The 22,401-nt window shown below is 51.5% G+C and carries 16 protein-coding genes; 6 read left to right on the plus strand and 10 right to left on the minus strand.

Annotated features, from left to right (window positions below):
• Positions 1 to 250 precede the first annotated feature (250 nt).
• From KDD30_RS15405 to recQ, 6 genes are all read right to left on the minus strand, one after another.
• Positions 251 to 703 carry a hypothetical protein gene (locus KDD30_RS15405; RefSeq protein WP_211646614.1) on the minus strand — a complete coding sequence of 151 codons (453 nt, stop codon included), beginning with the start codon at positions 701 to 703 and terminating at the stop codon, positions 251 to 253.
• A gap of 5 nt (positions 704 to 708) precedes the next feature.
• On the minus strand, positions 709 to 7,965 hold the full coding sequence (locus KDD30_RS15410; protein WP_371826051.1) for an RHS repeat-associated core domain-containing protein: 7,257 nt from the start codon (positions 7,963 to 7,965) through the stop codon (positions 709 to 711).
• An 18-nt stretch (positions 7,966 to 7,983) separates the two neighbouring features.
• Positions 7,984 to 8,388, minus strand: coding sequence for a hypothetical protein (locus KDD30_RS15415; protein ID WP_211646616.1), 405 nt, complete (start codon positions 8,386 to 8,388; stop codon positions 7,984 to 7,986).
• A gap of 469 nt (positions 8,389 to 8,857) precedes the next feature.
• Complete coding sequence (locus KDD30_RS15420) at positions 8,858 to 9,535, minus strand: 7-cyano-7-deazaguanine/7-aminomethyl-7-deazaguanine transporter (protein WP_211646617.1); 678 nt, start codon at positions 9,533 to 9,535, stop codon at positions 8,858 to 8,860.
• A 155-nt stretch (positions 9,536 to 9,690) separates the two neighbouring features.
• Positions 9,691 to 10,005, minus strand: coding sequence for a DUF3630 family protein (locus KDD30_RS15425; RefSeq protein ID WP_211646618.1), 315 nt, complete (start codon positions 10,003 to 10,005; stop codon positions 9,691 to 9,693).
• A gap of 297 nt (positions 10,006 to 10,302) precedes the next feature.
• A complete protein-coding gene (gene recQ / locus KDD30_RS15430) occupies positions 10,303 to 12,147 on the minus strand; it encodes an ATP-dependent DNA helicase RecQ (RefSeq protein ID WP_211646619.1) in 1,845 nt (614 codons plus the stop codon).
• 186 nt (positions 12,148 to 12,333) lie between these two features.
• On the opposite strand from recQ, the gene rarD reads away from it, so the two are divergent.
• Both rarD and ggt read left to right on the plus strand, forming a co-directional pair.
• On the plus strand, positions 12,334 to 13,245 hold the full coding sequence (gene rarD / locus KDD30_RS15435) for an EamA family transporter RarD (RefSeq protein WP_211646620.1): 912 nt from the start codon (positions 12,334 to 12,336) through the stop codon (positions 13,243 to 13,245).
• 129 nt (positions 13,246 to 13,374) lie between these two features.
• A complete protein-coding gene (gene ggt / locus KDD30_RS15440; protein ID WP_211646621.1) occupies positions 13,375 to 15,120 on the plus strand; it encodes a gamma-glutamyltransferase in 1,746 nt (581 codons plus the stop codon).
• An 83-nt stretch (positions 15,121 to 15,203) separates the two neighbouring features.
• On the opposite strand, the gene uvrD is transcribed toward ggt, so the two are convergent.
• Positions 15,204 to 17,375: a DNA helicase II gene (gene uvrD / locus KDD30_RS15445; protein WP_211646622.1), complete on the minus strand. Its 2,172-nt coding sequence runs from the start codon at positions 17,373 to 17,375 to the stop codon at positions 15,204 to 15,206.
• A gap of 248 nt (positions 17,376 to 17,623) precedes the next feature.
• Between uvrD and KDD30_RS15450 the strand changes: the two genes are divergently transcribed.
• From KDD30_RS15450 to KDD30_RS15465, 4 genes are read left to right on the plus strand one after another with little or no spacing between them, the layout of a single operon-like run.
• The gene (locus KDD30_RS15450) at positions 17,624 to 17,881 is read left to right on the plus strand and encodes a DUF2282 domain-containing protein (protein ID WP_211646623.1); all 258 of its coding nucleotides are present in this window, start codon (positions 17,624 to 17,626) and stop codon (positions 17,879 to 17,881) included.
• A 5-nt stretch (positions 17,882 to 17,886) separates the two neighbouring features.
• Positions 17,887 to 18,756, plus strand: a complete 870-nt coding sequence (locus tag KDD30_RS15455; RefSeq protein WP_211646624.1) for a DUF692 domain-containing protein — start codon at positions 17,887 to 17,889, stop codon at positions 18,754 to 18,756.
• On the plus strand, positions 18,737 to 19,516 hold the full coding sequence (locus KDD30_RS15460) for a DNA-binding domain-containing protein (protein ID WP_211646625.1): 780 nt from the start codon (positions 18,737 to 18,739) through the stop codon (positions 19,514 to 19,516). The genes KDD30_RS15455 and KDD30_RS15460 overlap by 20 nt, the downstream gene beginning before the upstream one ends.
• Before the next feature lie 14 nt (positions 19,517 to 19,530).
• Positions 19,531 to 19,989 carry a DoxX family protein gene (locus tag KDD30_RS15465; protein WP_211646626.1) on the plus strand — a complete coding sequence of 153 codons (459 nt, stop codon included), beginning with the start codon at positions 19,531 to 19,533 and terminating at the stop codon, positions 19,987 to 19,989.
• A gap of 6 nt (positions 19,990 to 19,995) precedes the next feature.
• Here KDD30_RS15465 and yigB read toward each other — a convergent pair whose 3' ends face one another.
• Genes yigB through KDD30_RS15480 form a run of 3 tightly spaced genes read right to left on the minus strand, consistent with a single transcriptional unit; the run spans position 19,996 to position 22,351 of the window.
• Positions 19,996 to 20,712: a 5-amino-6-(5-phospho-D-ribitylamino)uracil phosphatase YigB gene (gene yigB / locus KDD30_RS15470; protein ID WP_211646627.1), complete on the minus strand. Its 717-nt coding sequence runs from the start codon at positions 20,710 to 20,712 to the stop codon at positions 19,996 to 19,998.
• A gap of 23 nt (positions 20,713 to 20,735) precedes the next feature.
• The gene (gene xerC / locus KDD30_RS15475) at positions 20,736 to 21,644 is read right to left on the minus strand and encodes a tyrosine recombinase XerC (RefSeq protein ID WP_303566266.1); all 909 of its coding nucleotides are present in this window, start codon (positions 21,642 to 21,644) and stop codon (positions 20,736 to 20,738) included.
• On the minus strand, positions 21,641 to 22,351 hold the full coding sequence (locus KDD30_RS15480) for a DUF484 family protein (protein ID WP_211646628.1): 711 nt from the start codon (positions 22,349 to 22,351) through the stop codon (positions 21,641 to 21,643). Before KDD30_RS15480 ends, xerC begins: the two co-directional genes overlap by 4 nt.
• Positions 22,352 to 22,401: the final 50 nt, after the last annotated feature.

Below are 22,401 nucleotides of genomic sequence, written 5' to 3' on the forward strand. Positions count from 1 at the left end.
CCTTACTTTAGAAAATAAAAAATGAGGAGGCGATTAACCTCCATCATATTCAATAGTCGCCTCTAATGCAGATCTTAGCCAATCCCAAAAACTATTCTTATCCTGCTTATTTTTATAACCAGGACTGGAGAAGTCATGAATAATGACAACTCCTTCTTTACCCTTATCCCAACAAGCAACATCGTCGTTATCTTCTCGATGAGCGAATGGAATATGAAGTGGTCAATGAAAATTGGCTCCTTTGTAACAACTAATCCATTACGAGGGTGGCAAAAGCTTCAATATCTACCTCTTCTACAAACCTTAGTGCATGTAAAGCTTTTTCTTTACATGCATCATATTCTTCCCCATAACATTCTTCAAAGCCTGAAAACGACAACTCAGCTTCATCATAGGCATCAATGATTTCGCTTATAACGAGCTGCAAATTTTGTTCAGAGATCTCTCCCCTCTCAAACCTCAAAATAGAGAAACCCACCAACAACTCTCCAGTTATTTCTGGCAACACTACAGAAAACTCTCGTAGTGCATCTCGAATGACCTGAAGTAACTGATCAGGAGTCTGTTTAAGGCTAAAGTTTATTAGCCAAAACTTGGGGACGTTTATCTTTGAAATAGTACAGTCTGCCCACGCTCTAGCATCGCTGACTTTCCAAAATCCGCTATCCACGAGGCAATATATAATAACTAATAAATTAGGCATTTGCGTTAACTCCCACTACCGAATAGTCCTGGCCAGATCCTACTGCCATCTTTATTTTTAATCCGCTCATTAGTTACAGGATCTCTTCTATGGTGATGTGGGTTAGGGTGATCACTTGCACGTCCATGAGTAGACCTATCTGTCCTGCCCACTCGGCGACCAAATTCATCATAATGAGTTGTTTGGTGATAGGTTCCACCAGATGAACTAGGCTTCTCTACATCATTGATGGTTCGAGTTCCTGGGGTTACTTGGTCAGGGTTTCTCTTCTTAATCCAGTAATCATCTGGAAGCGCTGTCTTGTTTGTAACATCATCAGACAATCCCTTCGTGAAACGATTTCTCACCCAATCCCCAGCTCCACTGAGCTGATTTTTTACCCAACTCCCAGCACTGCTGACCTGATTTTTCAACCAGCTTCCACTCGCCTTTAAAATGCCAGGAGCAGCTTTAATGGTAATGCTCGTCCCAAGTCCCAGCCCCACAAAGTTAACTGGATGATATCCGAAAGCTGCAATTTGTGATTCCAAATCAATTGATTGGAATGTGCTGTACTCAGAAGGGGGCAAAGCACCAGGGTAATCAAACCACTGCATATCATATGGATCTGGGAGCGTATCAAAATTCAAATATGCTGTTTCATCGCCCAGTTCATCCTTACCATTCTTATCACCAACATTCCCTTTGGGACCGACTAGGTCCTTAGATGTCGATGTCTCCTGGCTATTAGTCGTCGCCCCCTCAATGTGTCTGAACCCCGTCGGATCAATATACTTCAGCGGGTTATTCCACGTATAAGTATAGCGGTTGAAGCTACCCGTCACATAAGGTGACTGGATCAACGGATCTGCACTCAGAAAGCGGCCGAGTTCCTGATCATATACACGGCCGTTCATGTGGATCAAACCCACTTCTTCAATGTGCTCGTGGCCAGTGTAGCCGCGGTTGGTCATCGCATCTTGCAAGAGCGACTGCTGATGGTGAGTGTCACGCCACTGCACACTCCGCATCCGCCCCCAAACATCGAAGCTCCGGCGTTCGACGATATAGCCATAGCCGTCGGTGATCATATCGACGGAATTCAGCGCATCGTAATGCAGGTAACGAATCTGTTTGTTTTCCAGATTGTTTTCTGCATTATTAAACTCAGTATTCAGTGCAATCAGTTTACCGTCAGCATAGATATAGTGCTGATGCTGAATCTGGCCAGTGTTCGTGTCTGTGATTCGCTCGTAAACATTCCCAAAGTAAACCGTTTGTTTGCCATCACTGGCTTTTTTCAGATAACGGTTGTGATTGGCATCATAAACAAACTCAACTGTCTGCCCGTTACGGGTGATCGTCACCGGTTTATTAAATGCACTCCATTCAATCACGCGCTCTGGGATACTGGTACCGCCTGCCGCAGCACGAATCATATTTCCTGCGCTATCGTACTGATAATTCAGGCCATTCGCCTGAGTGACCGCATGAGGCCCACCCCCCTGCTGACCATAGCTGTAGTTGCCCACGTCAGTTTTCGATTTGAGGTTGCCCAGCTTGTCGTAACTGAAATGGAAAGGCCCTGCAAAGTCTGGATTATTCAGTCCGTGTTTATCGGGAGAATCCAGCACAACCCGGTTGCTCGTCACCCGATCCAGGCCATCGTAGACATAGCTGTCGGTAACGCCCAGCTCACTGTCCTGACGGTAAACCACATTATTATGGTTATCGTATTTGTAGTGCAGAAAGCGAACGTTTCTGCCTTTTTTCTGGGCACTTGGCAACGCCGCATGAAACAGCTGGTCGCCCTGGTGTGTTGTCATGTAATCCGGACGGCCGGTTGCTGCATTGTGACTGTAGGTGTTCACCAGCCCGTTACCCAGGGTTTCTGCCAGCGTGTGATCAAATGCATCAGTATCGCGGCGCTGCCAGTAATATACATAGGCAGTATTTGATGCTGACTTTGCCAGATCGGCATTTGTCAGAATGGTATTGAGATGATCGGCCTGCCCGACTTGCTGCGTTTTTTCACATTGACTGCCTGAAACGTGCTTTATTTGATGCCCACCTAACTGATTGGCGTAATCGCAGTAAGCTCCGGTTAAATCGGCGACACGTTCAGCCAATGCCGTTAAGTCATTCGCCAGGTCAATATAGAATTTATAGCGCTGCCCTGAAATCCGCGCAGCTTCAGCCAGATCTTCTGCGGTAAAAAGCAGTTCCTCACGGGTCTCTCCGTCGGCATGTGCCGCGTAAATATCCCGATGGCTCATCAGATCTTTGTGACCGTTACCGTCGTAATCCGCCAGAATCAGATCGTCGGAAGCAGTCAGTGAAAGTTTATCGAAATCCGCCTTGGTGAACTGATGAACCGTGGCATCATAATTCCGCTTTCCACCGCTGGTGCCCGCCAACGATGTCTCTAACTGGTACACCGCTTCACCTAAGGTGATATCCAGTGGCACGCTGACATCATCATGCAGCAATACCCAGGTCGCCGGACGCAAATAGCACTGCCCCTGACTGTCGCACCATTGCTTAAACCGATACCCATTGCCGAGCAGATCTGCCGATGCAGCGTCCAGACTCCGGATATTGACAGTTTTCTGCTGATATTCTGCTGCCTTTTTGTGAAAGAAGGCTTCACGGGCGGCATACTTCTCAGCCGTTACCGCATACTGCATGGCCTGTTTTTTAGCTTGAGTCAGTAGTGCATTAATTTCTTTACGGAAACTGGCGCTAGTGAAGGCTTCATCCGCGTACATTTTCGGACTGCGAACCGCAGACATATAGCCCTGAGGATTATAGATATATTCAACGGCAAAACGATCCAGCGTATTGTTTTTATCACTGAGCTGATTGACGAGACCAACGATAGAACTATCGACGCCATTCGGACGCACTTCACGGCTGACACGCTCATAGCCATCGTATTCGTACCGTGTGCTGAATTTTTCACCACCCGTTTGTACCGTCACCTCTTCGGTGAGTCCGGCCGCGTTATAGTAATAGTCGGTCCGATTACCATAGCCTTCAAAGTAAGACAATGCCCCCGTCAGTCGTGTGTCATAGACCCAACTCGAGGTGTGCCGACCTTCGGTTTGTGCCGTTTTTCGGCCAAGGGCATCGTAGTCAATCGTCGTGATCACGCCATTGGCATCACGTTTTTCAATTAACTCACCCAGAGCATTGTAGGTATAGGTCCACTTCCCTAAGTCCGGGTCATCCAGTGAGCGTCGGTGACCCAGATTGTCATACCGGACAGAAGTTGTATTTCCGGCTGAGTCGCTAGAAGAGCGAAGAAGGCCATCCGGATAATAGGTATAGGTTTGCGAAGCACCTTCCGGTTCGTGTTTCTGCAGTATATGGCCCAGCAGGTTTTGCACTGTGCTGTGCTGAAAGCCGCGTGCATCCGTGACTGTCGTTGTTAAGCCTTGATAAACCGTCGTGAATTCCGCCCGTCCGCCATGGCTGGCAGGTTCCGACTTTTTCACTTCACGGTTCAGGGCGTCATATTCAATCGTGACATAAGGCGCAGGCGCATGCTTTTTCACAAACTGCGGACGTGTCACTTTCACCTTACGACCTTGGCGGTCCCATACCGTATCCACGACCACAAACTGACCATTAAAGGCCTGATGCAGTCGACGAATTTCACGTCCCGCATAATCATACTGAGTCACGACTTCACCGCCGGCAGCGGCTTTCGTCACTGAACATGACACCGTTTTCGACGTCTTGTGCGGACAGGTCTCATTCAGGGTGTAACCATAAGAGACTGTATGACCGTTCCCCGGCAAAGTTTCCTGTGTCAGACGATTGAAGCCATCATACCCGTAACGGGTTGTCCGGCCTTGCGGGTTGATGCTGGATACCTTGACGCCATCAGCGTTGTAACTGACTTGGGTCTCATGGCCCAACGCATTTTGAATCCGACTGGGAAATAATCCATCGTGATCGTAAATGGTGACGGTTTCACGTACAGGAGCATCAGTGCCGGAAACAGATTCTGTCGTCGGATTACCCCAGCGATCATAAAGAAATTGCTTGGTCAGCGTTTTACCGGCGACACCCACTGTTGCACCGGCTTCATAGTCTGACGCTGTGGTCCTTGATGCGCTGATCAGCCCGTTTGATGTGTAATCAAATTCATTCTTAACCGTACGTGTCAGGCCCGTTTTGATATCTTGCACGGTCGTTTGGGTCGATTTCAGTGCCCCCACCTGCCAGTATCTGTCGCCGACTTCAGTCATCAATTGCGACACAGTTCGGGAACTGGAGGAAAGTTCTGCATCGCTGTCACTATTGACATTTTTAAATACAAATGTGCCGCCACAGGTTTTGGGTGAGACTTTGTTAAAATCAGAAGCGGAAATCGCGGTCAGATGACCGGTATAGGTTGTCACACCAACGGTATTCGTCGAAGCACCGCGACCATCGTAACGGTAGTAACTGTTGTATCTTTCCAGTACAAGCGGGGTTGAGACATCACCATGAATCAGAATGACAAAATCACTGGGCTTAAAATACGATTTTCCGTCTGAGCCACAGAACTTCTGCAGCCCGGCTTTGAACCTCGAGATTGTCTGCGAAGTCACGCCATTGTATTGGGTAATATCGTAAATTTGATGGCGTTGAAGAACACCGGACGATAAGTATTCATGAGTCACCTGCTGGGTAAAATGACCTGCATGCTCGTCTGTCCCCGTGAGTGTCGTTTCTTCTTCGTTCACATTTCCGAAAGCGTCCACGACACGTTTGATCGTTTCTTTCTTCGTTATCAAAGACGCATTGTTCAGATCGTACTGAACAGATTCAGAAGTATTCGCGTAAACCTGGAAATAATCACCTTTCTTAACGGATGTATATTGATGACTGGTCGAGGAAACTTTTTTCCCATCTTTATAAACCGTAATACGATTTACTTTTCCAGATTTAACGGGATCAATATTTTCAAATTCGGTGACCCGTACCGTTTGAACATCACCTTTTTCTGTTTCAGTCACCATGGCAAAACCTAAGAAGCCATAACCTTCCCGATGAGATTTTGCCCCTTCATACAGATAACTGTAGTTCGTCGAATTGTAGCCACGGGGTGATTTAACAACATCTGACACCAGATAACGACGAGGTGTACTGTTTTGCACCGGATACTGATGGTATCGGTGTTGCTTATGAACTGATGCGTCTGAAGCCGGCTTATACACAATGGTGTAATCAACACCGTACTCTTGAATTTTCTTAATTTTATCCTGAGCAAATGGAACGCTTCGTTTGATTATTCTGTTTGAAATTACATCTGGCCATCCATCAGAATTCACATCAACAATTGACGTTGCCATTTTCTCATATTGATAGACACCTTCAACTTTATTGTTGACATGAAAAAGACCACCATTATTTAAATAAACAACCCCTCCATAAACAACATCAGGAAACCCATCACTGTTCACATCAGATAATGTTAAATCTTTTGCATTAGATGCATAGGAAGTTCTATATTCAATACGATCTTTTCTACTCCCCTCAACAATATATCTTTCCTTTGTAATTGTTCCTTTCCCCGGGAAAGAAAAGCCCGTCAGATGAATGAAAGAATCACCATTGTTAATAAAAACTTTTGTTTTATAAGTGATATTACCAAATCTATTTGCTCTTCTGTCATTCCAAAATGTATCAAATGTAACGATATCAAGATAACCATCAGCGTTTATATCTTGCACACCGACAAATTTTTCAACATCTATGATGGTTTGAATTAACTTCCCATTCCTATAATACTGAATATCATTACGATTATTATCATATTTGATGTACTCAGCATCCTTTCCATCATTATCAAAATCATAATACTCGCAGTTTTCACAAGTTCCTTTTAATGAGTAAGCACCATTTCCATTCGAATCTGCTGGATTTCTATACTGGCTGGCCCAAGGCCATTTCCCTTTATCAACTTCATAACTAAAGTATTCGCCATACTTACCTGAACCTGTTGGATAAGCTCGCATTTCTCCTAATGAGCTAAAAGACCCATTCTTTTTTTTAGGCCATGCACAAAAAGATTTATAGGATGGTTTATCTGTCCCTGTCCAGTCAGTGACAGCAAAGTCATGACAAATAGAATTGCTATTTGACGGATAAGTAATATTTACCCCTTGCAGTTTTACCTTTGCGTCACTATTAGTTTCAACTTTTCTCTTATTCGTAGAAAAAGAAAATATTTCTACGTTACCATCCCTCTCAATATCATAAAATTTGTATGTTCTTTCACCATTAAATTGAGAGAAAATTATCTTATCTGACTGAAAGTTAGTTTTTAATTTTGACTGCCATTCAAAAGCCACCGGGGTGCTGCACGCACCGCCAACACACTGTTCAATTTTTGTCAAAAGAGAACGTTGAGTCCCAGCAGAGGATTGATAAGTCAGGTGATAAGTAGCAAATTCACGATCTGAACCATTTCTGGAGACAATCGATTTGATCCGGTGCTGCTGATTGAGCTTACTGCCTTTCAGATAAGAGAACGTTTTATCTGTCCGTGTATCATAATTGAGCACCACAGAACCGCCGACATAACTCACTTTGCTCAGCAGATGTGTCCCGGCAGCCTGGTTTTCTGAATAAGCATAGTGAATCGCGTTTTGTTTGGTTTTATCCGTTATTTTATTCAGCGACCATTTGTAGACGTCTGACTTCCCGGGCAGTTCGACTCTTGCATCACCAGTGACACCATACTCAAACACCTGACCCGTTTTGGTCCAGACTTTGAAGTATTGTGGGCCATTCCCTTGCTGACCAAATGACATCACCTTACGATAGTCATCAATATGGGTCCGGTATTCTGTTTGCGCGCCACCAGCCTTGCCGGAAATGGCGATTAAACGCTCCCCATCAATACAGAACTGATCTTCTGCATTAAAATGAACCCCACCCCAGACACCATCAATGGCACGGTTCTTCCCACAGCGGTAGATAGATGACAGCCCCTTCAGATGCCAGCCGACACCGAGCGGACCATTGCCACTGTTACTCCGGTATTCAAAACTGAGATTAGGCTGATGTCGCGCCCGGCCAGGCGCGACAGCAATGGGTAAAGAATAGGTCGCTTCACCGCCTGAGGTTTGATATTCACCGCTGAGGACAATGTTCTTTCCATCACCAGCGGTCAAAGCAAAAGCTTTCGATGGCGAGAATCCAAGGAGGATTCCCAGAAAAATACATGATGCTATCGCCAGTTCATTGCCCGACAGACGATGGAAAATTCCATTTTTCATTCTCATTCCCTGCAACTGAATTTTTTATTCTTTATTTTGTTGTGATGAAAGCATCTGGTTCAGTGCTTCAAGTCGCTGTTTGAGTTCAACCAGCTCTCGTTCCTGGTTCTCATTCAAAACAACCGCTGTGGCATTGATATTATCCTGAGAAAATTGCGCCAGCTCTCCCCGGAGCAAAGGTAGGTTGGGGGCATCCTGATTCACCAGACCATAAGTCACGACCTGCTGTAATTGCTGAACCGGCGAGGGGTAACTTGCATCATCACTGAGCACACTCTCTGTGGTTTCAATGCCTTCTTCTGTGCGGATTTCATCTATATTCACCGTTTCTTTTTGTGATAACGATGTCAGTTGATAATACCCGGCACTGCATAGAGCCAGTACCAAAGCGAAGAACACCACTCCTGAGATGATCTTGGATTGAAGCACAACACTCCCCTCAAAAAGCCCATAAGCCGTCAAAATAATGACGAATTTAAAAGATGAATAGATTCACAGGTTGAGCATCATATATTTCTATAACGTTAAATCAACAGTTTCATACTTATTCTGTGCAGCCATCAAAAAGAAATATGGCGGCTTCCGCCCTCACTCCGATAATGAAATAAAATAAGTGATACATCTATTGCCTATAGGAATATCCAGATTGATTCCATTTCACCACAGTTCAATGATCTCCACATGTATCATCAAAATAATAACCAAATGAAAAGGCAAGAATAAAAAACCACTGAGTGTTAAATATATAAAATAATCACCCATTTTATTTAGCTGTTGAATGAAGGATAAAAACAAACGCGTGAAGCCTTCACTCTTACCAATCGACTGAAGGTAATCATTGCAGATGAATATCCCCCACCACCCATAAAAAAAGCCGGCTTCTGCCGACTTTACAAAATTACGATAATTCGTTGGAGGGATTCAATCGGGGCTGTGATTGCGTGAGGCGCTTGGCCAGATAATTCAGCAGAACACCATACATGGGGACGAACAGGCCCAGACTGATGATCAGCTTCACGCCATAATCCACCAGCGCGATCTCAACCCAGTGTTCGGCCATAAAGGCATCCGGGCTTTGGTAGAAAGCAATGGCGAAGAACGCCACGGTATCCATGGCATTGCCGAAAACGGTCGATGCAGCCGGGGCAATCCACCATTGCTTGCACTGACGCAGACGGTTAAACACCGACACGTCCAGGATCTGGCCCAGCAGATAAGCCATAAAGCTGGCAATCGCGATGCGGGCGACGAATAAATTGAATTCCCCGAGCTGTGCGAATCCCTGAAAAGCGCCCTGATAGAAAATCACCGATAGCACATAAGAAACCGCCAGCGCTGGCAGCATCACCCGGGTAATGATCTGACGGGCCATTGCCGCGCCATAAATCCGCACGGTGAGATCTGTGGCCAGAAAGATGAAGGGAAAAGTAAAAGCACCCCAGGTGGTATGCACGCCGAACAGGGTAAAAGGAAGCTGTACCAGATAGTTACTGGAGGCAATGATCACCAAGTGAAATGCCACCAGAATCCAGAGGGCCTGGCGTTGCTGCACCGGAGAAAAAGCAGAAGTCGTCATTGATAGACCTTTTTGTCAATGGGGGCGAGGGAACCCATGAAATTCACGCAGCACATTTTTTAGACAGTACTGCGACCAAGGGCGCCGATTATACCGTAACCAATCCGGCTGCCAACCCATCGGCGACACAGCAAACGTTTGCCATAAAAAATTGATTACTGAGTCAACTTTTTAAGCCAGTCTGCTAAAAATTGCAACGTTTCATTGTCTTCCTGACTGAGGCTTTCCAGCCAGAGGCTGGCACTGTAGTGCTCGCCTTTCAGCAACAGGCGGCAGCCCTCAAAATCAATCAGCCAGACATGCAGATCGGCATTGGTTTCCTGCTCCACCACCACCGCATCCAGCACATGCACCAGCGATTGCGCCACACGGGCAAAACTGTCGTAATCAAAATCCGGAGCCGTCAGGTGCAGGCACCCGCGTTGCAGGTCCAGTTCTCGCACACCAAAACGGGTTTCTGAGGGAGTCATGATTCACAATCCTTTTCTATCTTGTCGCGCTTTCAGGGCAATAGGCCGCTTTGGTGTAACCAAGTGTTTCTTAGCGTGTCAAAGCATAAGCAGCCTGTAGCAACCCAATCGCTTTCGTGGTTTGATCGCCTTGTTGTGCTGATGGCCAGGAGGCTGCAGCCCAACATGTGGTGAAGAATTGCATTCTCACCCCAATACGCAAGCTGTTTTGTAGTAAACAAAATCTCGGGTTTTGTTTCTGCTACACTCTCTGCCGGATAATCTGGGATTGTCCGGTATTTTTTTATCTGCCGCGGCTCAGTATTCCGCCGCAGCCAGCAGATGTTCCTCAATCACAGATAAAAACACCTTGCCGTATTTCTCCAGCTTCCGCTGACCAACACCGTTCACGGCCAGCATTTCCCCTTCCGAGGTCGGTAAGCGCTCTGCCATTTCCATCAGGCTCGCATCATTGAAAACGACATAAGGCGGCAGGGATTCTTCATCCGCAATCGCCTTGCGGACCATACGTAGCTTGGAAAACAGCTTCTTGTCATATTGTCGTTTCAGACGGCTTTCGGTGCGTGAGCTGCGCGCACTGCTGTCAATTCGCGGCACCGCCAGTTGTAACGGCACTTCGCCGCGCAGCACGGTGCGGGCTTTTTCGGTCAGTTGCAGGGTCGAATGGTTCACAATACTCTGCGCCAGATAGCCGCGGTGGATCAGCTGTCGCACAATACTGACCCAGAACTCATGACTGTGTTCGCGACCAATCCCGTAGGTACTGAGCTTATCGTGCCCCTGCTCTCGGACTTTGGCATTCTGTAATCCGCGCAGCACATCCACCACATGGTGAATGCCGAAACGCTGATTAACCCGGTACACACAGGACAGCGCCTTCTGCGCCGTTTCCAGTGCTTCGAAATGGGTGGGCGGATCGATACAGATATCGCAGTTCCCACAGGCATGCTCGCTGTGCTCACCGAAATAATGCAGCAGTACCTGACGACGACAGGTTTGTGCTTCGGCAAACGCACCCATGGCGTTGAGCTTATGGCTCTCTACCTGCTTTTGCGGGCCGTCATCTTTCTCATCCAGACAACGGCGCAGCCAGGCCAGATCCGCCGGGTCATAGAACATCACGGCTTCTGCCGCCAGTCCGTCCCGCCCGGCACGGCCGGTTTCCTGATAGTAAGATTCAATATTCCGCGGAATATCAAAATGCACCACGAAGCGAACATTGGGTTTATTAATGCCCATGCCGAATGCCACAGTGGCGGCGACGACCTGAATATCATCCCGCTGAAACCCTTCCTGAACCCGGATCCGCTCCTCATGTTCCATGCCGGCATGATAGCCTGCCGCCCGAATCCCCTGCTCGGTCAGCTTTTCTGCCACCTGCTCGACTTTTTTACGGCTGTTGCAGTAAATGATGCCGCTCTGCCCGCGGACGGTCGACAGAAAGCGCACCAGTTGCGCCATGGGTTTGTATTTTTCCTGCAGGGTGTAGCGAATATTGGGCCGGTCAAAACTACCCAGATGGATAAAGGGATCGGTCAGCGACAGGCGGTTCATGATGTCCTGCCGTGTCGTGTCATCCGCCGTTGCGGTCAGGGCAATCACCGGCATGTCCGGGAAATGCTGCTTAAGGCTGCCCAGCGCCGCGTATTCCGGCCGGAAATCATGACCCCACTGGGAAATACAGTGGGCTTCATCCACCGCCAGCAGGCTGACCGGTAACCCCATCAGCCGCTCGATAAAATCCCGGCTCAGGACGCGCTCGGGCGAAACATACACCAGCTTCAGACTGTTGTCGGCCATCCCCTGCCAGGTGGCCTGAATCGCTTCCGGAGACATGGTGGAATTCAGACACCCAGCCGCAACACCGTTGGCCTGCAACTGGTCGACCTGATCTTTCATCAGGGAAATCAAAGGAGAAATCACCAGCGTCAGCCCGTCACGCATCAGGGCCGGAATCTGGTAACAGAGTGACTTGCCGCCGCCGGTTGGCAGGATGACCAGGCAATCCCGGCCGGAAGCAACGGCGTCAATCACTGCCTGCTGGCCGGGCCGGAAAGACTGGTAACCGAACACCTGCTGCAGAATTTGCGCACTGGTGGCGGACGAAACGGCGCGGCTGAGATCTGGGGTTGAGGCAGACATGACATCACTCTTGAGGAACACAGCGGGCTATTCTATCTCAATCAGATCCCGGATGGGAGCCGTGCAAATCAACCGTCAGAAGTCACTGGTCATTTTTGGGGAGCTGGGATTATACTGCTCGTTCCGATACGCCTGGCGTATTTCCCAACCTTTCTGCTGATTTTTACCACAACGTACTGGAATCGCATGGACGATCAAACAAAAATGACTCAACGTGGGGTGATCCTGGCTATAGCCGCCTACACCATGTGGGGGATTGCACCGATCTACTTTAAACAGCTGCAAAGCGTCAGCCCTTTTGAAATTCTCAGCCACCGCATTATCTGGGCTTTCTTTTTTCTGGCTGCACTTATTTTTCTGGGTCGGGGCTGGGGCAAAGTCCGGCAGTTGCTCAAACAGCCCAAGTCCATGCTGATGCTGCTGATCAGCTCACTGGTGATTGGCGGCAACTGGCTGATTTTTATCTGGGCAGTGAACAGTAACTACATGCTGGATGCCAGTCTGGGCTACTTTATCAATCCACTGCTGAACGTGTTGCTCGGGATGGTCTTTCTGGGCGAACGGCTGCGACCGCTGCAATGGCTAGCCGTGGCGCTGGCGGCTGGCGGCGTTGTGATTCAGCTGATCCACTTTGGCTCTCTGCCTTGGGTGGCGCTGGTGCTGGCCGCAAGTTTCGGCGTATATGGCCTGCTGCGCAAAAAGGTAAATCTGGATGCACAAACCGGCCTCTTTCTGGAAACCAGCATTCTGCTGCCGCTGGCGCTGGGCTATGTGTTTTTCTTCGCCGACAGCGCGACGTCTGACTGGACCCAAAATACGATGGGCACCAACCTGCTGCTGATGGCCGCCGGGGTCGTCACCACCCTGCCTTTGCTGTGCTTCACGGGCGCTGCAACCAAGCTGAAACTCTCAACGCTGGGCTTTTTCCAGTATATCGGTCCGAGCCTGATGTTCCTGCTGGCCGTGATGGTATACGGCGAAGTCTTCAGCGCCGATAAGAGCCTGACTTTTGCCTGCATCTGGCTGGCGCTGGTTCTGTTCAGCTTCGATGGCATCAAAGGTCACCGCAGAAACCGCAAAAAAGCGCAGCCCGCCTGATCCCTCTCGCGTCTTCGGATCGCGTCATTCCACAGATTGCTCAACCTGACGGGCAATCTGTGGTAAAACCATCTATGCTCTATCCGTTTCTTATCCCTTGATTCACAACAATTTTAAGAAGGATCTGCCATGAAAAGGACTGCGCTTACCCTGGCACTGTCTGGCCTGCTGTTCTCTGCTTCCGCATTCAGCGAGCAAGCCGCCGATCAGGTTGCGCCCGAAGGGGCCACAGGCTTTCAACATAATGCCCAGGTCACCGGCAAAGACTGGATGATCGCCACCGCCAACCCCTATGCCAGCGATGCGGGCGCAGCCATGCTTGCCAAAGGCGGCAACGCGATCGATGCCATGATTGCCGCGCAGCTCGTGCTGGGACTGACTGAACCGCAGTCATCTGGACTGGGTGGCGGTGCTTTTCTGGTGTATTGGGACAGTGAAAAAGATGCACTGACCACTTTTGATGGCCGTGAGACAGCCCCTGCTGAAGTCACACCGCAACTGTTTCAGGATGATCAGGGCCAGCCGCTCGCATTCTATGACGCGGTCGTGGGTGGTCGTTCGGTCGGTACACCGGGCACAGTCAAACTGCTGTGGCACACGCATCAGCGACTGGGCAAACTGCCCTGGAAAGATCTGTTTGAACCCGCGCTGACACTGGCCCGTGACGGATTCACCGTGAGTCCGCGTCTGGCACAACTGGTTCAGGAAGACAGCGAGCGCCTGCAGCGATTCCCGGCGACCCAAGCCTATTTCTACCCGAACGGTCAGCCGCTGCAAGCCGGCGCAACCCTGAAAAATCCGGCCTATGCCGATACGTTACAGCAAATTGCTGAACGGGGCGCGAGTGCCTTTTATCATGGCGATATTGCCAAAGATATCGTGAAAACCGTCCGGGAAGCCTCGGGCAATCCGGGTGTGCTCAATACCATGGATCTGGCGACTTACCGCGTGAAAGAGCGCCCGGCGGTCTGTGCCCCTTATCGTCAGTATGATGTCTGCGGCATGGGTCCGCCGAGTTCCGGTGCGCTGACGCTGGGTCAGATCCTGGGCATGCTCAGCCACTATCCGATGAAGGAACTCGGTCCGAATAAAGCCCTGAGCTGGCACCTGATTGGCGACGCCTCGCGACTGGCATTCGCCGATCGCGGCCGTTACATGGCTGACAGTGATTTTGTGCCGATGCCCACCGAAGGATTGCTGGATAAAAATTATCTGCAGCAACGGGCCAGTCTGCTGAAAAGCAATCAGGCGCTGAAGGAAGTCAGTGCCGGTCTGCCGCCCTGGTCACATGCGATGAATTATGGCAAAGACAATGCGATTGAGCTGCCGTCCACCAGCCATCTGGTGGTGGTCGATAAAGACCGCAATATGATCTCCATGACCACCACCATTGAGAACGGCTTCGGCTCTCGCCTGATGGTGCGCGGATTCCTGCTCAATAACGAGCTGACCGACTTCTCTTTCAGCACTCATGACAACGGAATGCCCATTGCCAACCGGGTCGAACCGGGCAAACGCCCACGCTCGTCCATGGCACCGACCATTGTCCTGAAAGATGGCAAGCCGGTACTGGCGATTGGCTCTCCGGGCGGCAGCCAGATCATCGGCTATGTGGCGAAGACGCTGGTTGCCCATCTCGACTGGGGTCTGAGCCTGCAGCAAGCGGTGGATTTGCCGAATATGAACAACCGCTTTGGTCCGTTCGAGCTGGAACAGGGCACCGCCGCAGAACGCTGGGCCCCTGAGCTGGAGAAACTCGGCTTTGACGTTCAGATCAAACCGCTGAACTCCGGGGTTCAGGCTATCGGGATTTTCCGCGGCCAGCTGAACGGCGCTGCCGACCCGCGCCGGGAAGGTAAAGTGGTCGCGCAGTAAGCGGCTGTCTCCCGACCGGCAGGATCAAAAACGCGCCGCCTCCTCAGGAGCACGGCGCGTTTTTAACAGCAATGAATGAGACGTTACACGGATTCCAGCTTCGCGTACTGAGTCACCAGCCACTTGATCCCTTCGCCATTGAAAGCGACCTGTACCCGGCTCTGGGCGCCGCTGCCTTCAAAGTTGATGATGGTCCCTTCACCGAATTTCGGGTGCTGAACCCGCTGACCCAGATTGAAGCCGGTCTGAGTGAAGTTTTCATTCACCTGTGTCTGACTGAACCGGCCACTCGCCGTCGGGCGGGAAACCTGAGCTTTCATCCGCACTTCTTCCACAAACTCATCCGGGATCTCCCGGACAAAACGCGACACTTTGTGAAAGTTGTCTTTCCCGTACAGACGGCGCATTTCTGCATGAGTAATATAGAGTTTTTCCATGGCCCGCGTCATCCCGACGTAGCACAGGCGGCGCTCTTCTTCGAGGCGGCCCGGCTCTTCAGAAGTGCGGAAACTCGGGAACATCCCCTCTTCCACGCCCACCATGAAGACCATCGGAAATTCCAGACCTTTGGCGCTGTGCAGCGTCATCAGCTGAACTGCGTCATCATATTCATCGGCCTGGCCTTCACCGGCTTCCAGGGCGGCATGGGACAGAAACGCAGCCAGCGGGCTCATCGCTTCCGCTTCTTCCGGCACCTCAAACTGACGGGTCGCCGTCACCAGCTCTTCCAGGTTCTCAATCCGGGCCTGCGCTTTCTCGCCTTTTTCCAGCTCGTACATCGCCCGCAAACCGGAGGCGCGAATCACTTCATCGGTTTGCTGATACAACTGCATGTCACGGGTGTCATCTTCCAGTGCGTTCACCAGCTCCACAAACCGGCGCAGCGAATTGGCCGCACGGCCCGCCAGCACCTGCTCATCCAGCAGCGCCACACTCGCCTGCCACATGGTGGTTCCGCGATCCCGGGCCGCCATACGAATGGTGTCGAGCGTTCGCTCCCCCAAACCACGCGTCGGGGTATTCACCACCCGCTCAAACGAAGCGTCATCGTTGCGATTGGAGATCAGACGCAGGTAAGAGAGTGCATCTTTGATTTCCTGACGTTCGAAGAAACGCATCCCGCCGTAAATCCGGTAAGGCATCCCCGATTGGATCAGGGCTTCTTCCAGCACCCGTGACTGGGCATTGCTTCGGTACAGCATGGCCGTGTCATTCAGAGCACCACCGCTCTCCTGCCAGGCTTTGATCTTACCAACCACAAACCGGGCTTCGTCCAGCTCATTGAATGCCGAGTAGATCGAAATCTTTTCGCCTTCACCGCCTTCAGTCCAGAGGTTTTTCCCCATCCGCTCGTTGTTGTTGGCGATCAGGGCGTTGGCTGCCTGCAGAATATTGCCGGTCGAACGGTAGTTCTGCTCCAGAAAAATACTGGATGCATTGGAAAATTCCCGCAGGAAGCGCTGAATATTTTCGACCTTGGCGCCCCGCCAGCCATAAATCGACTGATCATCGTCCCCGACAATCATCACATGGCAATCCGGACCCGCCATCAGACGCAGCCAGGCGAACTGAATGTTGTTGGTGTCCTGAAACTCATCCACCAGAATGTGCTTGAAACGGGCCTGATAGTGCTCACGAATGTGCTTGTTATGCTTGAGTAACTCAAACGAGCGCAACAGCAACTCGGCAAAATCCACCAGACCGGCACGGTCACAGGCATCCTGATAGGCGGTATAAAGTTTCAGCCAGGTCTGCTCAACCGGATCGTTGAAGGTCTCGACATGCGACGGACGCAGACCTTCATCTTTCTTGCCGTTGATATACCAGGCAGCCTGACGGGCCGGCCAGTGCTTCTCATCCAGATTCTGGGCTTTGATCAGACGCCGCAACAGGCGCATCTGATCATCCGAGTCGATGATATTGAAGTCTTCCGGTAATTTCGCGTCGAGGTAGTGAGCACGCAGCATGCGGTGACTCAGACCGTGAAAGGTCCCGTTCCACATTCCGGCACAGGTGCCCTGCATCAGCGCATTGATCCGGCCGCGCATCTCGGCGGCAGCTTTGTTGGTGAAGGTCACCGACATCAGAGAGAAAGGCGAGGCTTCTTCAACCCGCAGCAACCAGGCAATCCGGTGCACCAGCACCCGGGTTTTGCCGCTGCCGGCACCAGCCAGTACCAAATGGTTCCCCAGCGGTGCCGCCACCGCTTCGCGCTGTTTGTCATTCAGACCATCTAACAAGAGTGAAACGTCCATCGCCTTTCTACTGGTTATTTATACACTGGCGGTGATTATAACAGCTCGGTTAAAGATTTCCTGCCCTGTCTCACGGAAGTGACGGATCTGAATTACGAGCAGAAAACTGTGATTGAGTCTGAAATTTATCTTACCCTTGTCCTTTCTACTCTGAGGAAGAGCGTCTACGATACAAAAGAGCCTGCTGTCTGGCACCATCTGATGCTCGTAAGTGGCAACATCTCACTGATCTGACAAGAGGAATGAAGATGAAAAAGAGTAATCTCGCCTTAGCCACCGCTGTCTCCGGCCTGCTGATTCTGGCAGGAACCACACCTGCCATTGCCGCTGAAAGCGGTGCGAAAGAAAAATGCTACGGTGTCGCCAAAGCCGGTAAAAACGACTGTGCAACCAAAACCAGCTCCTGCGCTGGTACATCCAAACAAGACGGCCAGAAAGATGCCTTTATCATGGTCCCCAAAGGCCTCTGTGATCGTCTGAATGGTGGCAGTACCCAAAGCAGCTAATCACCATGAATGATTACGCCTTTCAACAGGTTGGGGTTGGCCTGCGTGCCCCCCACCTGGATCTTTTTACCCAGTTCCCCCAGCCTCAGGTTGGCTGGCTGGAAATCCACAGTGAAAATTTTTTCATCCCGCACAGCCCGGCGCGCCAAACCTTAAATACCATCGCGACATCCTTTCCGATCAGTTGTCATGGTATTGGTCTGTCACTGGGTTCGGCCGATCCGATCAATATACAGCATCTGGCGCAACTGAAAGCGCTGGTAGATGACATTCAGCCCATCGCCATCTCCGATCACCTCAGCTGGAGTTCGGTCAACGGCCAATACTTCAATGATTTACTGCCCGTGCCCTACACCGACGAAGCCCTGGCGGTCGTCTGCAGAAAAATCCAGCAAGTTCAGGACACACTCGGTCGTCAGTTATTGCTGGAGAATCCATCCAGTTATCTGAGTTTCAGGCAATCCACCATGACGGAGTGGGATTTTCTGAGTCAGGTCCAGCGCACCACCGGCTGTGGCCTGCTGCTGGATCTGAACAATATTTATGTCAGCAGTTTTAACCATGGTTTCGACTGCCAGACCTATCTGGACGCCATCGACCCCGCCGCGGTGAAAGAAATTCATCTGGCGGGTTTCATCGTCAGGCAACTGGAGGAAAACGAGATCTGGATTGATACGCACAGCCGCCCGGTCAGCGAGCCGGTCTGGCAACTGTACCGGGACTGGGTCGGCCGTCATGGCCCGGTTCCGACGCTGATTGAGTGGGATCTGGATATTCCGCCATTGCCCGAACTGCTGGCAGAAGCCGAGAAAGCCCGGCAGATTCTGCGCAGCATCCAGCCGGAGACATCCCATCATGTCCGTCAGCAAGCGTGAAGAGCCCGAACTGGCCGAACTGCAAACCCGATTTGCCGAGGCCCTGCACTATCAGCCCAGTGAGATCGCCGGACACATCACCGAGGCAGGGCTCAGCGCGGAGCAACGGCTGCAGATTTACCGCAATAACTTTATCATCAGCCTGACCGAGGTATTGGAGGCCACATATCCGGCCGTCAAAGCTGTGGTGGGTGAGATGTGTTTTACGGCACTGGCCCGCCAGCACATCCTGACCACCCCCTCGGAAACCGGCGATGTCAGTCAGTATGGGAAGGGGCTCGATCTCACCATTCAATCCCAGCCCGATTTGCACCAGGCTGTGCCGTATCTGGCGGATCTGGCCCGGCTGGAATGGCTGGTCGACAGAGCCAGCCTGACGACAGAATCCGGACCAGATTTCCCCATGGCACAGTTACAGGGACTGACCGAAACCCGGCTGGCCACCGCCCGGTTGATCCCTCGTGAACACTGCTGGCTGCTCGACAGTGACTTTGCGGTCGCTTCACTATGGCTGGCCATCCAGGCCAACGAGTTCGACCATTTAGACATGACCGCACCGGAATCCGCTGTGGTGTGCCCCGGCCCGGCAGTCTTCCCGACCTCGGGTGCAGGCACAGCGCTGGTGACCATGGCCCGACAACAGATCACACTGGATCGTGCCAGCGATACCATGCTTGCCGCCTTGTCTGATTTCATCACCCGGCAAGTCTTTACCCGTATTTTTTCAGGTATCCAATATACGGATACCACAGCACGCTGAGATGAGGGCTGGATATGTTTTATTACATCAAAGACATCGACAATCAGTGCAACCGGATACTGACCCCGCTCAAACCCTTGCTGCTGTTGCTGACCCGGCTTTGGGTCGCCTGGATTTTCTTCAACTCAGGCCTGATCAAATACCAGAGCTGGGACAGCACCCTGTATCTGTTTGAGTACGAATATCAGGTCCCGCTGCTGCCCTGGCGCATCGCGGCCTATCTGGGCACAGCAGCCGAGCTGATCTTGCCGGTCTTTCTGGTGCTGGGATTACTGACGCGGCCCATGGCCCTGCTGCTGTTTGTGTTCAACATGATCGCGGTCGTTTCCTATCCGCTGTTGTGGGAGAAAGGCTTCTATGACCACCAGCTGTGGGGCATGATGCTGCTGGTCAATGTCTTCTGGGGCGCTGGGTTACTCTCACTGGACCATCTGTCCGGCCTGGCACGCCGACCCAGCCGTTTGCTGGAGTAGTGCGTTTCAGACCAGTTGCAGCAACTGCGATAAGGTGTGAATTTCGACATCCGGCAGCCCTTTCACGCGGGCTTCCTGATGTAACTGACGTTGCTGATCATTGAGCCAGCACGCCTGAAAACCGCTGCGGCGTGCGCCTTCAACGTCACTCACCAGATGATCGCCCACATGCAGAATGTCCTGCGGGGCGACGCCCAATAAAGCCTGGGCCTGGGCAAATAAGTCCGGCTCGGGCTTGGACAACCCATCCCGGCCAGCCACCAGCACTCTCGAAAAATACTGCCCCAGCCCGATTTTATCGGCATCCACATTGCCGTTGGTGATCGCCAGCAAGGGCACACGACGGGCCAGTTCACGCATAACTTCATGGGTCTGGGCTGGCACATCCACCTGATTGCGCACCGTCAGCACCCGTTCCAGCCCCTCTTCGGTCGCTTCTGCAGCCAGATCGGGTGTGTATCCCAGCGCCATCAGTCCGGTACGCAGCATCACCCGGCGCCATTCGGTCACATCGTGACGCAGCATGGGATTCTCCCGGGCCAGACGATACTTAAGGCGCTGCCAGTCTCCGGGAGACATGGTCTTTGAAGCCGGATGAGATTGCGCCAGCCAGTCATGCATGGCCCGTTCCGTCCGCTGGATCACCGGATGGTTGTCGTACAAAGTGTCATCCAGATCAAAGGTCATGGCTTTTGGGGTACGAAAACTGCGGTAAAACTGCATGGTGCCAGCTCCTTCTGTTCGGCTTACTTACGTTTTTTAGCCCGCGGATGGGCCTGATCATAGACCTTCGCCAGATGCTGAAAGTCGAGATGGGTATAGATCTGTGTGGTGCTGAGATTCGCATGCCCCAGCAGTTCCTGCACTGCGCGCAGATCACCACTGGATTCGAGCATATGCGTCGCAAAGCTGTGTCGCAGTTTGTGCGGATTGATATGGCTGGAAACCGCCTGTTTCTGACCCCACTCTGCCATCCGTTTCTGCACATTTCGATTGGAGATCCGTTGGCCCAGTTTGGAAACAAACAGGGCCGGTTCGCCGGGTGCAGCCAGATTCCCCCGAAGCTTCAGCCAGATGCCAACCCATTCCCGGGCCAGTCCGGCAAAAGGGACGATGCGCTCTTTATCACCTTTACCGATCACCCGCAGATCGCCTTTACTCAGACTGATGTCTTTCACATTCAGCCCGACCAGTTCAGACAAGCGCAGACCCGCACCGTACATAAGCTCCATCATGGCCCGGTCCCGCACCGACAGGGGATCGTTTTCATCCACACTGAGCAGTTGGTCCATTTCGTCCACATCCAGATTTTTCGGCAGCGGACGCGACTTGCGCGGTGCCGACACGCCCCGGGCTGGGTTCGCAGTCAGCTCCCCCTGATGAACCAGATAATCCAAAAAACTGCGCAGTGCAGATAATCGCATCGACAGGCTGCTGGCCTTCAGGCCATCACGCATCCCTTTGCTGGCGAGCTGGCGCACCCAGCCCGCATCCAGGGTCTGCCAGTCGCTGACGCCCAGCTCCAGCAGTTGCTCGGCAATGGTCGTGAGCTGGCGTTTATAATTTTGCTGCGTATGCAGGCTCAGTTCCCGCTCACTGCGCAGATACTCATAAAATCGATCCAGAGATTTAGTCAGGCTGGCTGGCAGACTCACTCAATGACCTCCCGGCTGTATTCCCAGTGACGGATCAACCGCGCCAGCACACTGGCCAGTTGCTCAACAAACAGGGTGTCCATGTCCGGCTGAAAATGACCACCATCCCGGCTGGCAAAACTCAGAATGCCATCCGGTCGTTCCGGGTCGCCCAACGGCAACACCACAAAGGAACCCAGTTGCGGCGGCTGGTTGAACAGCAGCTCGCTCTCCACTTTTCGCAGTCGTCCCAGATAGACATGCTGGGCATTCAGACGAGCCCGGCGAAAGCCTTCAAAAGCCTGACGGCTCAGATAAAGGTCATTATCCAGACTGTCGAACAGGCGCACGCTGATGCTCAGCTCCAGCTCAGTAGCCAGCGTGGTCAGCACACTGAGCGCCTGATAGATATTATGGGTCTGAAATAACTGCTGTTGCGCCCTTGCAAAAGTGTTAAATAATGCACTGTTCGACGCGGCGACCGACATCATGGTATCAATCTGCTTTTCCAGTGTGGTGACCTTATCGCGCAGCCGTGCCATTTGCCGCTCGACCAGCGACACAGTGCCGCGCTCGGCATGGGGCAGACGCAACTGCTCAAGCAGTTCAGGCTGATGCAGGAAGAAATCCGGATGTTGTGCTAAAAAGGCCACGACCGACTCAGGGTTGAGCGGTGCGGCCTCTTCATCATCAACCGGGCGTTTGTCCAGTTGGGTCATTTCAGTCATAACGATCGTTTACTTGATTGGGTAAAGTACAGCGGGGTTATTCCCCGCTG

The sequence above is a fragment of the Photobacterium sp. GJ3 genome, from assembly GCF_018199995.1.
In the GTDB taxonomy this organism is placed as follows: Bacteria; Pseudomonadota; Gammaproteobacteria; order Enterobacterales; family Vibrionaceae; genus Photobacterium.

What these genes read in the sequence shown, in the direction of transcription:
- KDD30_RS15405 (WP_211646614.1), bottom strand. Translation starts at nt 703, where the DNA reads ATGCCTAATTTATTAGTTATTATATATTGCCTCGTGGATAGCGGATTT.
- KDD30_RS15410 (WP_371826051.1), bottom strand. Translation starts at nt 7,965, where the DNA reads ATGAGAATGAAAAATGGAATTTTCCATCGTCTGTCGGGCAATGAACTG.
- KDD30_RS15420 (WP_211646617.1), bottom strand. Translation starts at nt 9,535, where the DNA reads ATGACGACTTCTGCTTTTTCTCCGGTGCAGCAACGCCAGGCCCTCTGG.
- KDD30_RS15425 (WP_211646618.1), bottom strand. Translation starts at nt 10,005, where the DNA reads ATGACTCCCTCAGAAACCCGTTTTGGTGTGCGAGAACTGGACCTGCAA.
- recQ (WP_211646619.1), bottom strand. Translation starts at nt 12,147, where the DNA reads ATGTCTGCCTCAACCCCAGATCTCAGCCGCGCCGTTTCGTCCGCCACC.
- rarD (WP_211646620.1), top strand. Translation starts at nt 12,334, where the DNA reads ATGGACGATCAAACAAAAATGACTCAACGTGGGGTGATCCTGGCTATA.
- ggt (WP_211646621.1), top strand. Translation starts at nt 13,375, where the DNA reads ATGAAAAGGACTGCGCTTACCCTGGCACTGTCTGGCCTGCTGTTCTCT.
- uvrD (WP_211646622.1), bottom strand. Translation starts at nt 17,375, where the DNA reads ATGGACGTTTCACTCTTGTTAGATGGTCTGAATGACAAACAGCGCGAA.
- KDD30_RS15450 (WP_211646623.1), top strand. Translation starts at nt 17,624, where the DNA reads ATGAAAAAGAGTAATCTCGCCTTAGCCACCGCTGTCTCCGGCCTGCTG.
- KDD30_RS15455 (WP_211646624.1), top strand. Translation starts at nt 17,887, where the DNA reads ATGAATGATTACGCCTTTCAACAGGTTGGGGTTGGCCTGCGTGCCCCC.
- KDD30_RS15460 (WP_211646625.1), top strand. Translation starts at nt 18,737, where the DNA reads ATGTCCGTCAGCAAGCGTGAAGAGCCCGAACTGGCCGAACTGCAAACC.
- KDD30_RS15465 (WP_211646626.1), top strand. Translation starts at nt 19,531, where the DNA reads ATGTTTTATTACATCAAAGACATCGACAATCAGTGCAACCGGATACTG.
- yigB (WP_211646627.1), bottom strand. Translation starts at nt 20,712, where the DNA reads ATGCAGTTTTACCGCAGTTTTCGTACCCCAAAAGCCATGACCTTTGAT.
- KDD30_RS15480 (WP_211646628.1), bottom strand. Translation starts at nt 22,351, where the DNA reads ATGACTGAAATGACCCAACTGGACAAACGCCCGGTTGATGATGAAGAG.